Source organism: Streptomyces shaanxiensis, from assembly GCF_039537145.1.
GTDB lineage: Bacteria > Actinomycetota > Actinomycetes > Streptomycetales > Streptomycetaceae > Streptomyces > Streptomyces shaanxiensis.
In genome coordinates, this window is the sequence record NZ_BAAAZY010000003.1 from 223,324 (window position 1) to 237,043 (window position 13,720).

15 protein-coding genes and 1 pseudogene are annotated in these 13,720 nt (G+C 70.0%); 9 read left to right on the forward strand and 7 right to left on the reverse strand.

Annotated elements, in window-relative coordinates; genetic code table 11:
* Positions 1 to 26: 26 nt before the first annotated feature.
* A complete protein-coding gene (locus tag ABD932_RS03240; protein WP_345008531.1) occupies positions 27 to 743 on the reverse strand; it encodes a transporter substrate-binding domain-containing protein in 717 nt (238 codons plus the stop codon).
* A gap of 25 nt (positions 744 to 768) precedes the next feature.
* On the opposite strand from ABD932_RS03240, the gene ABD932_RS03245 reads away from it, so the two are divergent.
* Complete coding sequence (locus ABD932_RS03245) at positions 769 to 1,290, forward strand: chromate transporter (RefSeq protein ID WP_486389362.1); 522 nt, start codon at positions 769 to 771, stop codon at positions 1,288 to 1,290.
* 202 nt (positions 1,291 to 1,492) lie between these two features.
* On the forward strand, positions 1,493 to 1,852 hold the full coding sequence (locus ABD932_RS03250; RefSeq protein WP_126395616.1) for an ArsR/SmtB family transcription factor: 360 nt from the start codon (positions 1,493 to 1,495) through the stop codon (positions 1,850 to 1,852).
* A 63-nt stretch (positions 1,853 to 1,915) separates the two neighbouring features.
* On the opposite strand, the gene ABD932_RS03255 is transcribed toward ABD932_RS03250, so the two are convergent.
* Entirely contained in the window at positions 1,916 to 3,031 is a 1,116-nt protein-coding gene (locus ABD932_RS03255; RefSeq protein WP_345008533.1) for a sensor histidine kinase, read from the reverse strand.
* Positions 3,028 to 3,693 (reverse strand): response regulator, encoded by a 666-nt coding sequence (locus ABD932_RS03260; RefSeq protein WP_345008534.1) that lies wholly within the window; start codon positions 3,691 to 3,693, stop codon positions 3,028 to 3,030. Before ABD932_RS03260 ends, ABD932_RS03255 begins: the two co-directional genes overlap by 4 nt.
* Positions 3,694 to 3,868: 175 nt before the next feature.
* Between ABD932_RS03260 and ABD932_RS03265 the strand changes: the two genes are divergently transcribed.
* Together ABD932_RS03265 and ABD932_RS03270 are read left to right on the forward strand one after the other, a co-directional pair.
* On the forward strand, positions 3,869 to 5,110 hold the full coding sequence (locus ABD932_RS03265; RefSeq protein WP_345008535.1) for a DUF418 domain-containing protein: 1,242 nt from the start codon (positions 3,869 to 3,871) through the stop codon (positions 5,108 to 5,110).
* 204 nt (positions 5,111 to 5,314) lie between these two features.
* Positions 5,315 to 5,627, forward strand: a pseudogene (locus tag ABD932_RS03270) (CBS domain-containing protein); the annotation flags it as partial.
* A 24-nt stretch (positions 5,628 to 5,651) separates the two neighbouring features.
* Here ABD932_RS03270 and ABD932_RS03275 read toward each other — a convergent pair.
* Positions 5,652 to 6,200, reverse strand: coding sequence for a GNAT family N-acetyltransferase (locus ABD932_RS03275; RefSeq protein WP_345008536.1), 549 nt, complete (start codon positions 6,198 to 6,200; stop codon positions 5,652 to 5,654).
* A gap of 298 nt (positions 6,201 to 6,498) precedes the next feature.
* Here ABD932_RS03275 and ABD932_RS03280 point away from each other — a divergent pair, with 298 nt between their 5' ends.
* The 5 genes from ABD932_RS03280 (at position 6,499) to ABD932_RS03300 (ending at position 11,297) form a co-directional block, all read left to right on the forward strand.
* Positions 6,499 to 7,638, forward strand: a complete 1,140-nt coding sequence (locus ABD932_RS03280; protein WP_345008537.1) for a hypothetical protein — start codon at positions 6,499 to 6,501, stop codon at positions 7,636 to 7,638.
* A 171-nt stretch (positions 7,639 to 7,809) separates the two neighbouring features.
* On the forward strand, positions 7,810 to 8,169 hold the full coding sequence (locus ABD932_RS03285; RefSeq protein ID WP_345008538.1) for an SCO4225 family membrane protein: 360 nt from the start codon (positions 7,810 to 7,812) through the stop codon (positions 8,167 to 8,169).
* A 35-nt stretch (positions 8,170 to 8,204) separates the two neighbouring features.
* The gene (locus tag ABD932_RS03290; protein ID WP_345008539.1) at positions 8,205 to 8,570 is read left to right on the forward strand and encodes an SCO4225 family membrane protein; all 366 of its coding nucleotides are present in this window, start codon (positions 8,205 to 8,207) and stop codon (positions 8,568 to 8,570) included.
* Positions 8,571 to 8,706: 136 nt separating this feature from the next.
* A complete protein-coding gene (locus tag ABD932_RS03295; protein WP_345008540.1) occupies positions 8,707 to 10,170 on the forward strand; it encodes a flavin-containing monooxygenase in 1,464 nt (487 codons plus the stop codon).
* Between the two features lie 149 nt (positions 10,171 to 10,319).
* Entirely contained in the window at positions 10,320 to 11,297 is a 978-nt protein-coding gene (locus ABD932_RS03300; protein WP_345008541.1) for an alpha/beta fold hydrolase, read from the forward strand.
* A 27-nt stretch (positions 11,298 to 11,324) separates the two neighbouring features.
* Here the strand turns inward: ABD932_RS03300 and ABD932_RS03305 are convergent, their stop codons facing one another.
* The 3 genes from ABD932_RS03305 to ABD932_RS03315 form a co-directional block, all read right to left on the reverse strand.
* Positions 11,325 to 11,447, reverse strand: coding sequence for a hypothetical protein (locus ABD932_RS03305; RefSeq protein WP_345008542.1), 123 nt, complete (start codon positions 11,445 to 11,447; stop codon positions 11,325 to 11,327).
* 126 nt (positions 11,448 to 11,573) lie between these two features.
* Complete coding sequence (locus ABD932_RS03310; RefSeq protein WP_345008543.1) at positions 11,574 to 12,764, reverse strand: cytochrome P450; 1,191 nt, start codon at positions 12,762 to 12,764, stop codon at positions 11,574 to 11,576.
* A 199-nt stretch (positions 12,765 to 12,963) separates the two neighbouring features.
* Positions 12,964 to 13,671, reverse strand: coding sequence for an SDR family NAD(P)-dependent oxidoreductase (locus ABD932_RS03315; RefSeq protein WP_345008544.1), 708 nt, complete (start codon positions 13,669 to 13,671; stop codon positions 12,964 to 12,966).
* Positions 13,672 to 13,720: the final 49 nt, after the last annotated feature.

Consider the following 13,720-nt stretch of genomic DNA (forward strand, 5'->3'; position numbering starts at 1 on the left):
TGCCCGGCACCCTCGGTGAGACACCGCTAGGCCGGCAGAGCCACCAGGCTGTCGGACTGCCCCGCGCGGCGCAACGACGCGGCGACGAAGCCGTTCGCCTTGAGTTCCTCGACCAACTCCCGCAGGAACCGCACGGTTTCCGGACGCCGGTCCTTGGTCGTGCCGACGGCCTGCCGGATCTGCATGAACCCCTCCTGGATCAGCCGCACTTCGGGGTGTGCGTCCGCGTAGGCGGTCATCGGCTGCCGGATGCCCGCGCCCGCCTCCAGGCCTTGCGCGGCAAAGGTGTCGACGCCTTCGTCGCCGCGAACCAGGGTGGCGTGGCGCAGGGTTCGGGTGAGGTAGAGGTCGTATGCGGACCCGGACTTCACGCCGATCCTGACCCCGGGTGCGTCGACGTTCTCGGGCTTCGTCAGCTCGGAGTCCCGGGGCACCGCGTACACGCCCTCGATGAGCACGTACGGGGCTGTGAACGCGACCTCCGCCTCGCGGGCGGGGTCAATCGCGAGGAAGCACACATCGGCCCGCCCGTCGGCCATCGCCTCGAATGACTTCCGCGCGGCGTCGAAGCAGAGGAACTCCACGGGCACGCCGAGTCGGGCCGCGATCTCCTGGGCCAGATCGACGGTGATGCCGCTCGGCGCGTCCGGCGTGCCCTGGGCGAGGACGGGATTGCCGAGGTTGATGGAAGCGCGCAGGACACCGGTGGGCGCGAGGTCGGCGGCGAGGGAGGGCAGGCTCATGGCGAGAGTCTAGGTCGGGCGGCGAATGCGCCGGGCAGGGCGGAGGCTTGAGGGCCGCCGATGCCGGTGGTCACGAAGGCTGTCGCCTCTGGAGGGCCCCGAACCGGTCGTACGTCATGCGATCGGACGGCAGCGCTTCAGCCACGCCCTGAGCTACTGCATGCTGCAGCCCGGTCCCGAGGCGCATGCTGCAGGCACCCTGTTCGTGCTGCCACGCGTCCTGGCGCTGCTCGCGCTGTCCGCGCTGTACGTCGGCTTCGGTACGACGGCCGCGGTCACCGGGCTGTTCGCCGGGCTCGCCCCTGCTGTGGTCGTCATCGTCGCGCAGGCCGTGTGGCGGGTCGGCCGCCGTACGTCGCGGATCCTGCTGGTCGGCCTGCTGCTGTGGGTCGTCCCGGTGGTCGCCGTCGCCGTCCTCACCGGCACGGGGAGCGTCTTCACCATCCAAGCTCACCTTCGTGCCCTTTTCCTGTTCATCTTGCTCGGCGCCCCTATATCGAGGACCGCCTGGTACTGCGGGGTTCATTGGATGCCTGGAACGGGGTAGAGACCGGTCAGGACCCGAGGGGAGGTGGGATGCGATGAACAAGATTCCCCGCTGGGTCGCCCAGGCCGTCGCGGTGCTGGCCTGCGTCGCGGTGTTGCTGTTGGCGGCGACCTGGGCCGTGCAGAACTTCTGAGGCGCTCGTCCCGCCAGAGCCGGCCGGCGATCCGGTCGCGGAACTCCCGTATGGCTCTAGGCTGAGCCCATGCCTGAGCGCCATGCCGTATCACCTGCAGTCGGTGCGCATCTGCGTGCCCCGGACAGTGCGCGGCTCGCCGAGGCGACCGGGGTGTTCGCGATGCTCTCGGACGTCACCCGGCTGCACCTGTTGTGGCTGCTCTCGCAGGACGAGGCGGACGTCGGTTCGCTCGCCGAGCAGTGCGACGCCTCACGCACTGCGGTCAGCCAGCATCTGGCGAAGCTGCGGCTTGCCGGGCTCGTCGACACCCGTCGCGAGGGACGGCACATCTACTACCGCCTCAGCGACGGGCATCTGCGGCGCCTGGTCGTGGAAGCGCTCAGCCACGCGGACCACCGGGTGAGCGGGACGGCTCCGCACGACTGAGGTGTCGTACGAATGCCCTCTCATGAGGTGTCGTACGAATGCCTCTCACTTCTGAGCCGCCGGTCAGGACGTGCCGTCGGCCGGGAGTTCGAGGTGGACCTCGTAGCCGCCGTCGGCCGTGGGGCCGGAGGTGATGGTGCCGCCGAGGAGCTCGGCGCGCTGGCGCAGTCCGACCAGGCCGTGGCGGGAGCCGGGCAGGGGGAGCGGGGGCCGGGTGGGGGCGGTGTTGGTGACGGTGGCGCGTACGGTGCCGTCCTCGTGCTGGACGCGGATCGTCGTTCTGGCCCCTGGGGCGTGTTTGCGTACGTTGGTCAGCGCCTCCTGCACCGTGCGGTAGACGGCGCGCTGGAGGGGCGGCGCCAGGCCGTCCGGCAGGTCGGTGTTCAGCTTGGCGTCGAGGCCGCTGCCGACCACCAGCCGTTGCAGATCGGCGAGGGACGGCTGCGGGGTCAGCTCCGTCGGGCGGCTCCCCGAGGCGCGCAGCACGCTCACCATGTGCCGCAGCTCGTCGAGGGTGTGCACGCTGAGCCGCCGGATCGCGGACGCCGTCTCCCGGACCTCCGCGTCATGGCTGCGCATCTGCAGTGCCCCGGCCTGCACGGCGATCAGGCTGACCTGGTGGGAGACCACGTCGTGCATCTCCCGGGCGAGCTGTGCGCGTTCCTTGGCCAGCACCGTCTGCGTGATCAGTAGCTCTTCGCGCTCGCGCACCTTGGAGATCTCGGCCAGCCGCAGTGACAGTTCACGTCGGGCCTGGGCGAGCTGGCCCAGGAAGACGGGCGCGACCGCTTCCGCCAGGCTGTAGCTGACGGCGATGAGGGTGGAAGACGCGTCCGAAGGGTCGGCGAACTCCGGTGTCGGCCAGGACCAGACGGTGATGTTGCACGCGGTGAAGGCGGCGGCGCAGACACCCAGCAGGACGCGGTGGCGGGTGAGGGAGGCCAGCGTGTACAGCGCGGCCAGGGTGGCGAACACCGCGTCGGTGACCAGGACGCTGGGCAGGGTGAGGACGAAGGTCGTCAGCGGCAGCCGGCGGCGCAGCGTGAGCGCGAAGGCTCCGAGCAGGGCACAGGCCAGGGCCGGCCGCTCGTCGCCGTCCACATTGACCCAGACGTCCAGCAGCGACACTCCGACCAGAGCGAGGTCGATCAGCCGGGCGGGAGGGCGGCGTGGTCTCATCCGCCCTCCCGGTGTCCCGGCTGTCTGAGCAGGCCCGCGCGTTCGGCGAGCAGGGCGGCCTGGACCCGGCTGCCCACCTCCAGCTTGCCTAGGACGGTGCTCACGTGATCCTTGACCGTGCCGGTGCTCAGGTGCATCCGCCGGCCGATGTCGGCATTGGACAGCCCCTCGGCGATGAGGGTGAGGACGGCACGCTCGCGCTCGGTCAGCCGGGCGACAGCGCGGACGGCGGCTTCCTGGTGGCTGTTGTCGAGGTAGCCGTCCACGACGGTGCGGGTGACCGCCGACGACAGCACGGCACCGCCGTCGGCCAAGGTGCGCACCAGGTACGGCAGCTGTTTGGGGTCGGTGTCCTTGAGCAGGAAACCGGCGGCCCCCGAACGCAGCGCTGACGCCACGTACTCGTCCATGTCGAACGTCGTGAGCATGGCCACCACCGGTGGATCCGGCAGCCGACGCAGATCGGCCAGGACGGTGAGCCCGTCGACGTCCGGCATGCGGATGTCGAGCAGCACCACATCCGGACGTGACTGCCGTACGGCGCTGACGGCCTGCCCGCCGGGGACGGCCGCCACCACCTCGATGTCGTCCGCGCTGTTCAGAATGTGCTGGAAGCCCGTACGGATCAGGGCCTCGTCGTCGACCACCAGTACCCGGATCACCTGTGCTCCACCCGTCGTCGGACCTACGCCGGATTCCCACGACGCACTGCGCGGCTTTCAGGTTACTTTGCGCCGGTTGCTGCTACATGGCGGGAAAAGTACCGCCGGTCGGCGGGGGTGGCTCCGGACGGCCGACGGGTGGTGGGCTTCACGTTCGCTGCGGATCGTGAAGCCCATGACCGGCAACGCATCCTCGGCCGTACCGTCGACGGTGGAACCCGCCCTGGCGACCGGTCCTCCCGCGGCTCCTTCCCGGGCACCGTCGACCGGCCGGCTGATCGGCATCGACCTCGCCCGCGGACTCGCGGTCCTCGGTATGTACGCCAGCCATGTCGGGCCCGATCCGTCAGTGGGCGGGCCGGTGGGCTTCCTGCTGGAGTCGGCGCGTGGCCGTTCCTCCGCCCTGTTCGCCGTACTCGCCGGATTCACCCTGGTCATCATCACCGGGCGGCCGTCCCCACGGACCGGGCGCGACGGGCGGCAAGCGGCCGGCCGGGTCGTCGCCCGCGGCATCGTCCTGATCGCGCTGGGCTTCGCCCTGACCGCCCTGGACACCTCGATCGACGTGATCCTCTCCTTCTACGGGCTGATCTTCCTCGTCGTGCTCACGCTGTACCGACTGCGGGCCACGACGCTCGCGGTGATCGCCGCCGCGGGAGCCCTCGTCCTGCCCCAGGTGCTGTACGTCGTACAGCAGTCGATCTACGAAGGAACCTGGTCGGACACGGTCATCGCCTGGGACCCGCTGGCCCGGATCGGCGACTCGGACGGATTCATGGAACTGCTGTTCACCGGCGAGTACCCGGTGCTCACCTGGGCACCGTTCGTGATCGCCGGCATGGCGGTGGCCCGGCTCGACCTCACCGACGCCAAGGTCCGCGTCCGCCTCGCTCTGACCGGCGGCGCGCTTGCCGTGGTCGGCTACGGCGGCTCCTGGCTGGCCCTCCGCCTCCTCCCGCAGGCCCGCACCGTCATCGCCGACGCCACGGACGGCGGTTCGGCGTCCTCCGCCTGGTGGTCCGACACCGTCGGTGACATCACGGACAGCACCCCGCCGCAGTGGCTGCTGGTGGCCGCGCCGCACAGCCAGACGACCTTCTCCATCCTCGGCAACGCGGGCGTCGCCCTCGTCGTCGTGGCGGCATGCGTCTGCGCCGCGTACCGGACGCCGCGCGTCATGCGCCTGCTGCGCCCCGCCGCCGCGGTGGGCATGGTGGCGCTCAGCGCCTACGTGCTGCACATCGTCGCCGTCCGCGTCTTCGGCACTGAGGACGGCTCGATGTCCGCTCTGCTGGTGCTGTCCGGCCACATCGCGGGAGCCATGGTGTTCGCCATGGTCTGGACCCGGCTGTTCCGCCGGGGCCCGCTGGAGTACCTCCTGCATACCGCGACCCGGCCGGCCCGCCACATCAGGTGACGACCTGCTCTGTCCCTGGACCGGAACCCCGGGGCCCTCGCCGTCCCCGTCCTGCTCGGTGTCGGCTGCCTGCGGAGTGGGCGAGGCCGACGTCTCCTCCGCGGTCGGGTCGGCGAGGCAGGCAGGGTGTCCGGCTGGCTGGGGGCCGGGCTGACCGGCATGGCGCCAGGGGGTGGCGGCCGAGCGGATCACCTCGGTGCGGGTGCCGAGGCGGATGTGGCCGAGATCCTCGCGCTCGCGGCCGCGCAAGACCGCAGCCGATTTGCTGGTGCGCGACGGCGACACGGTCGTCGGCTCCGTCCATGCCCCGCGACACCCTGGTCGCCCAGGCCCGCGGCCGGGGCCGTCACCGCACGCGACCTCGCGCGCCCCGTGCCCGAACCGGCCCCGCAGGACACCCTCGGCGACGCCATCGAACGTCTGCGCCGCCGCCGGGTCACCCTCGCTGTCGTCCATGACGATGCGGGTGGGCTCACCGGTGTTGGTCCCGCTGGCCGACCTGCTCGCACGGCGGTTGTCTGCCTGCCGGGAACGGCGTGCCTCAACCGGACGGCGTGACCGGGGACCACACTCCGAACCACTGCTCGGCGCCGTACTCCTCGAACCGCCCCACCTCGGTGAACCCCAGCTTCGCGGCGAGGCGCATCGCGCGGTCGTTGGCGGTCTGGGTGCTGAGCACCACCGGCTCGACGGGAAGCGCGTCGGCGAACCAGTCGAGTGCCGCCACGCACGCCTCGGCGGCGTAGCCGCACCCCCACGCCTCCGGCAGGAACATGTAGCCGAGCTCGGCCTCCCCGGCATCCGGACGGACGTGGCCCGGACGCTCGGCGTCGCGCCGATCGAGCGTGATCATGCCGATCATCGCTCCGTCGAGCTCGATCACGAACAGGCCGGGGCGCCGCCCGGGCACCTCGGGCACCGCGCGTTCGATCTCATCACGCGGTCGAGGGCCACCGATGTAGGTGCCCACCTCCGGCGAGGCGAACAACTCGATGAACGCCGCACGGTCCCGGGCCTCGGACTCGCGGAGCACGAGCCGCTCGGTTCCGATCGGGGCTGGTGGCCAGGCGCCGGGTCCGAGGGCAGTCATGGCGGGCAACCTATCGCACGCCCGTGAGCGTGATCCGAGAGAGAAAGAGAGGGAAAGAGAGGGCCTGGGCAGGGCGGCAGTTGCCGGGCTCGCCGCCACGGCGACCGTACGGAGAAACTGGATGGGCAGCCCGGAGCGCGGCTCTTCAGTGGTCATGCAAGTCCCCCCAAGGACGTCCTCATGCGCTGCCCATGGTGACTCATGCCACTGACAACGCAGGTCGCACAGGCCAAACCCGCCCATGCGGACACGCGCATTTCCGCGCGCGAAGCGGTTCCTTCCTGTCAGGCTCGGACACGTGACGTACGTAGTGACCGTGGACACCTGCATCCCGGAGGACACTCCGGAGATGGACCCGCTGCAGCGCGCCGGCGCCGTGGCACTCATCGAGGACGGATTCGACTCCGTCCGGGCGATCGAAGGGCCCGACGGTGTGGAAGTCGATCTCCTCGACACCATCGTGGCGGTCCACCCCGGAGGAGCTCTTCTGAAGGTCATCGTCGACGCTCCGGCCCTGGCGTTCGCCGAGGACTCGGTGCGGGCGCTCGTGGACGAACTGCTGGAACGCACCGAACTGTTGGCGGACTGGACGATCGAGCGGTGCGAGGTCGAGCTGCACCAGGATCTGGCGAAGGCGAGCCTCGACGCGGCCGATGGGCCGGATGCCCCACCCGACGATCCAGCCGCCCGGAAGGCACGCCACGCCGAGACCCCGACGCCCGACCGCGCCGATGAGGGAGACGACGCCGAGGCGAAGGCGACGGCTGTGCGAACGCAGATGCTGGGGCTGGCGGACGAACTGCGCTCCTTCCCTCCGGTCATGTTCGGCGTGGTCGAGAACGAGGGCGGGGAGCGGGAAGGCGGCGATGACGAGTTCACCGTCCCGCCGGAAAGCGCCAGACTCGCCGCCGGCGCCCTGGTCTACGCGACCGACATCCTGGTGGACGAGCTGTTCGAAGACGTGCAGGTCCTGACACAGGAGGACGCCGCCGTAGCGGAATGCGAAGGCCCTTTGTGGCACCTGGAACGCCTTCCCGACCGGTACGCCCTCCAGTACGACGCCCACTTCGCCCGCCGCTTCCTGGTGACGGCGATCGCCATGACCACCCGTTTCACCGACGGGAGCTTCCAGCGGCTCAGCTGCGTGGCCGAGGAACTCGCCCTGAGGTTCCTCCTGAGCCGGACGACCATGACCCTGGAGCTGTACGACCTTCTCGACGACGACGTGTCAGCCGCTCTGGAGGCCTTCGCCGACAACGTGTACGAGGACCGGGACCACGAGTGGCTCTACGACGACTCGACGGACGGGATCGACGAGTCTCCCGAGGGCGTCACGATCGGAGTCGCGCCCATGGAGTTCAAGACGTGGTTCACCCCCTTCAAGGAGGGCAGATACGTCCACCCGTCCGCGGCGAACGAACCCGAAGCCGCGGCGTAGCCGGGGGCGGCACGCGAGGCGGTGTCGGGCTGAGGCACCTGCGACCGCCCGCACGCGGCAGTCGGTGTGGGTGGAAGTCCCCGCGGAGATGAGCATCCGTACTCATGTCCGAGCGCGCGTCCCGGTCCACCGTGGAGAGCACAACCGGCGGACCGAACCGAAGGACCTGCGATGCCGAACGCCTCCCACCCACGCCGTCTCCCACGGCTGCGCCGGCTCCTCGCGCTCGCCACGGACAACTGGCCCGCCCGGGGCTGTCTGGCGGTCTTCGCCGCCTCCGTGCCGGTCTCGTTCCTCTTCCCGGACAGCATGTACGCCACGACTCCTCTGCTGCTCACGGAACCTCTCTCCCTCCTGGGCATGGTCCTCCCCGCCGGTCCCGGCGTCGTCGAGGACAGCGGCGGGCCGGCCGTGGTGGTGGCCTCCGTCGTCGCGGGCGTGTGGCTCCTCGCGTGCGCCCTCGTGAACGCCGCCGTGGTCGGCGCGCTCGCACACCACGTCCGCGACGTCCGCACCGCCCGGCACGCGTGAACCCCACACATCACTCCGAACAGAAAGGAACGGACATGGCGCGATCGGCACGCCCCCGACTGCAGAGGATCCGGGCCCTGTTGACGCCCGCCGTGGACAACTGGCTCGCGCGCGGCTATCTCGCGGTGGTCGCGGCGTCGCTGGGGTTCTTCCTGTGGGCCGTCTACCTGTCCCCGGACCCGGGGTTCGCCGGGATCTGGCCGCTCATGGCCACGGCGCCGCTCAGCATGCTCGTCAGCATCCCCTTGATGGCGGCGGCACCCGCGTGGGACTCCTCGCTCGACTGGCTGAGCCCGTTGCTCTTCTCCGCGGGTACGACCCTGTGCGGGCTGGTCAACGCCGTACTGCTCGGCCTGCTCGCCCGCCGGCTCACGACTCGGGAGCCGCACCCGGCGGCCTGACAGTCCACTTCCGGTACACCCGGCGTGGCCTCTCCTGACGCATCGTCATACGCCCGGTGCGCCCTGGGCATCGGCCTCCGCAGCCGGGATGATGGGCGGGCTGGATGTGGCGATCACCCCGGGGGAGTGGCAGCTGATGAAAGCGTGTGTGGTCGGGGCCGGCCCCGGGGGAGTCGTCACCGCCAAGGTGCTGCTGGAGAACGGCTTCGACGTCACGGTCTTCGACAAGTACCAGCAGGTAGGCGGGATCTGGTCGGCGGAAGGCTGCTACGACGGGCTGGCCAACCAGGCCGCGCTCCGCCTCTTCGAGTTCGCGGACCTGCCCAACCGCCTGCACTTCGCCGACGCGCGGGACACGCAACGCTATTTGGAGGACTACGCCGAGAAGTTCGGCGTGCTGGACCGCGTACGGCCCGGCACCGAGGTGATCTCCGTCCGGCCGGTGGAGGGGCCAGGGCGGGTGGGTGCCCGCGGCTGGTCGGTCGACTCCCGGCCCGTCGACGACAAGTCGGCGGACCTTCATCGGGAAACCTTCGACTACGTCGTCGTCGCCAGTGGGGCTCATCATCATGCCCACCTGCCCGAGCTGCCCGGGCGGGAGTTGTTCCGCGGGACCGTGCTGCACTCCAACGAGGTGCGCGCCGGCACGTTCGCCGACCGGCGGGTGGTCGTCGTGGGCGGCGGCAAGTCCGCGTTGGACCTGGTCACCCGCGCCTCACGCGAGGCGGCCTCGGCCACGCTCGTGCAGCGCAAGGTGAACTGGATGGTCCCCGAGCGGCTGCTGCTCGGTCTGGTCGGCTACAAGTGGATCCTGTTCACCCGGCTCGGTGAGGCGCTCCTGCCCCGCTACCACGATCCTGCCTGCGTCCGTCCGGTCGACCGCGTCGACGAGCGGGTCAAGCGGGCTCTGTGGTGGCTCATCACGCGCGACATGCTGTTCTCCAGCGGGCTGTACCGGCTGCCGAAGCAGCTGCGACCCGCCTACGCGCTCCCCTTCCACCTGGCCCACGCGGGAGTGATGCCACGCGGGTACACGCGGGCCGTCCGCCGCGGCCTGATCCACCCCAAGGTCAGTGCCGTCGAGGCGTATACCGACAAGGGGCTGCGACTGGCGACCGGTGAGGAAGTGGCGGCGGATGTCATCGTGTTCGCCACGGGGCACCACAAAGTCTTCCCGTTCCTGGACGCGAGCGTGCCGGTGCACGATGCCGACGGGCGGCTGCGGCTCTACCGAGGCATCGTGCCACCCGGCGCCGACCGGCTGGGGTTCGTCGGTTTCCGGCAGGTCTTCAACAACATCATGGGCGTGGAACTCACCGCGCACTGGCTGACCCGTCACTTCCTGGCAGCACTGCGCACCACCCCGGGCGAGCAGGAGATGCAGGAGGCCATCGACGCCCGCCTGACCTGGCAGGAGCAGGTGCTGCCCGGCTCCGGCGGCTACGACTTCGGCCCCTACGACATCCACTGCGCGGACGAACTCCTGCACGACATGGGGTTGCCGTCCCACCGCGCGGGCAACCTGCTGGCCGAATACCTGCTTCCGGGCGGAGTCGCACACCGCTACGCGGGCCTGAGTGGACCGGGTTCGGAGGAATGAACGCGGAGGATGGGCGGCCCGACACTCCATGTCACGCACGGCGAGATCACCCAAGGCACGTGCACCGGACCGACGATCGATGTGAACCGGCGCGGTGAAGCACGGGGCACGGTCGAAGCCGGAAAAACATGGTCAGTACACTCATCCGCATGGTTGAGCATCGGCTGGTTGACGTGAACGGCGTTCGGCTGCACATCGCCGAACAGGGCGACGGACCCTTGGTGGTGCTTCTGCACGGCTTCCCCGAGTCGTGGCACTCCTGGCACCACCAGTTCGGCCCCCTGGCCGACGCGGGCTTCCGGGTGGTCGCCCCCGACCAGCGCGGATACGGACGCAGCGACCACCCCGACTCCGTCGACGCGTACACCATCCTCCACCTGGTCGGCGACGTCGTAGGCCTCATCCAGGCCCTGGGCGAGGAGAAGGCGTACGTCGTCGGCCACGACTGGGGCGCACCGGTCGCCTGGCACACCGCCCTGCTGCGGCCGGACATGGTGCTCGGCGTGGCCGGTCTGAGCGTGCCGCCTCCGTTCCGGGGAACAGAGCCTCCGCTGGCCGCCATGGAGGAGAGGTTCGGCGGCCGGTTCTACTGGAACTACTTCAACCGCCCCGGTGTCGCCGACGCCGAGTTCGCGAAGGACACGCGCACCACCCTGCGGAAGTTCTTCTACGCCGCGTCCGGCGACGCTCCCGACGCCGAGCACGGCAAGCAGCCGCTGGTCGACCCCGAGCGTGGCTGGCTCGCGGACATGGCGGACCCCGAAGTGCTGCCGGCGTGGTTCACCGAGGACGACCTCGACACACTCACCGAGAGCTTCTCCCAGGGCTTCACCGGCGCCCTCAACTGGTATCGCAACCTCGACCGCAACTGGGAACTGACCGCTCCCTGGCACGGCGCCGTCGTCACCCCGCCCGCCCTGTACGTCTACGGCGACCGCGACCTGGTCCCGGCGTTCCCCGGCACACCCGAGCTCATCGAGCGCCTCCCCGACCTGATGCCCAACCTGTGGCGCAAGCCCGTCAAGTTGGCGGGCTGCGGACACTGGACCCAGCAGGAGCGCCCGGACGACGTGAACCGGGCACTCGTCGAGTTCCTCACGGCCATCAGGAGCCGCCACGCGTCGTAGGCCGTCAGCGCCTGCCCACCGGTTCGCTCAGGGCACGGACTTGACGCGAGTGGCGATGACGAGGCCACCGAGAAGGGTGGGAGCGGCAGCGATGAAGAACAGCAGGGTGCAGTTCTTCTCGTCGCCGCTCGCGCCGAGCAGCAGGACCACCGGTGCGGCCGGCGGGGCGAGTCGTCCAGCAACTCGCCCCCATCAGTGGCGCCATGATGGCGGGCGGGTTCCCCGGACTCGGTGGCGCGCCGCCGTGGGCGAACTCGTCCGTCACCGGTTCCGTGGTCACACGTCCCAGGTGACCGGGAGGGTCTTCACTCCGTAGATGTCCGCGGTCTCCGGACGCAGGCCGACTTCTTCGGCCGGTACGGCCAGACGCAGCGTGGGGAAGCGGTTGATCAGCGCGGAGAGGGCGATCCGCATTTCGATGCGGGCCAGTTGCTGGCCCAGGCACAGGTGGATGCCGTGGCCGAAGGCCAGGTGCCCGCCGTCCTGCCGGTGGAGATCGAGCACATGGGGATCGGTGAAGCGCTCGGGGTCGCGGTTGGCGGTGTTGTACGACAGGACGACCGTCGTGCCGGCCTCGATGGTCCGGCCGCCCACCTCGACGTCCACCAGAGCCGTCCTCATGAACGTCTTGGCGACGCTCAGATACCGCAGCAGCTCTTCCACGGCCTGGTCGGTGAGCGCGGGGTCGGCGCGCAGTGCGGCCAGTTGCTCCGGATGCTGCAGCAGCGCGAAGGTGCCGAGGGACAGCATGTTCGCGGTGGTGTCGAACCCGGCCGCGAGCAGGATCAGGCTGATCCCCTGAAGCTCCTCATCGGTCAGGTCGCTGTCGGTGAGCTCGCTGAGCACGTCGTCGGTGGGGTTCACGCGCTTGGCGGCGACCAGTTCCGCGAGGTACTGCTGGGTCGCGGTGTAGGCCGCTATCAGCTCCTCCTCGCTCGGCTCCCCGTTCATGAACGAGTCGATCTGCTCCTGGAAGGAGGCCCGGTCCCGGTACGGCACCCCCAGCAGCTCGCAGATGATGATGGTGGGGATGGGCTTGGCGAACGCGGTCACCAGGTCCGTCGGCGGCCCGGTCTTCTCCATGGCGTCCAGGCAGTCGGTGGTGATCTGCTCGATGCGCTCGGTGAGCAGTCGCATCCGTCGTGCGGTGAACTTGCCCACCAGCGGTTTCCGGTAGCGCCCGTGCTGGGGTTCGTCCATGAGGAGGAACTCGCCGGGCGGCGCCGGAGGGAGTTCGAAGTCGACCACGTTCAGGAGCTCTTTGCGTGAGCTGAACCGCGAGTCGGCCAGGACCGACCTGACCAGGTCGTATCCGGTGATCAGCCAGCCGGGCTTGCCGCCGGGGTGGGTGTAGCGGCTGATGGGACCGTGCCGACGGGCGTCGATCAGCTCTGCCGGCGGGTCGAAGGGACAGCCGGGCGGACGCTCCGTCGGGAGCGTCGTGACCGTGTGGAGGGATTCGCTCATGGCTCTTCCTCATCTCGCGACATCAGGTGTTTGACGCCTGCCGAAAGCTACGTTGCATTCGTGGTGCGGTCAATCGCTCGATGGGTGTAAGTGCTGCTAGTAGGCGGTAAATTGATGCAATGACGCTGTGAGTGAATGCAACGCTTCGTTGCAATGAGTGGGGGCGAGGGGCCGATGCGGTGTCAGTCGCGCGGGAAGCTCAGCCGCGCGGGAACCCCTCCCCGCCGACCTTGAAGACGAGTTCGGCCTCGTCGCGCCGGGTGGTGTGCAGATCCCAGTAGAGGGGCGAGATCTCCTCGGGCTGGACGGCCTCCACGCCGGGGATGACGGAGACGCCGATCGACGCGTCGATGCCGACATGGGCGGCCTGGATACCGGTGCCGGCGTCGGCCAGCCCTTTGTGCAGGTTCATCGCCCAGTTGCGCAGCGCCGCCGCGGCGGCGTGGACGTTGGCGACCCGCGGGTCGGGCCAGATCGAGCCGGCGCCGGTCGTGTAGAGCAGGGTGCCCGCGCCGGCCTCGCGCATCGCGGGCAGCGCCGCCTGCGTGGCGGCTATGGCCCCGTACAGCTGGAAGTTCATCTCGAACTCCACGTCGGACGGTTCGGTTCCGGCCGGAGAGGTCAGCGTGGTGACACCGAACTGCCCCACCGGGGAGTACTCCAGGACGTCGATCCCGCCGAAGCGCGTGGCGGCGTCCTGGAGCGCCTGCGTGAGGCCGGCACGGTCGAGCACGTTCGCTGGGAACGCGGCGGCGGTGATGCCCTCGGCGCCGAGCTTGCCGACGATCCCGTCGAGCTTCTCGCGGTCACGGGAGATCAGGGCGACGTCGAAACCCTGGGCGCCGAAGGTGCGGGCGATGGCCAGGCCCAGCTGGGGGTCGGCTCCGATGATGGCGATGCTGGTCACGACAAGTCCTTTCGCAAAACTGGTGCAGGGGGTCGCGTCCGCGGCGCCC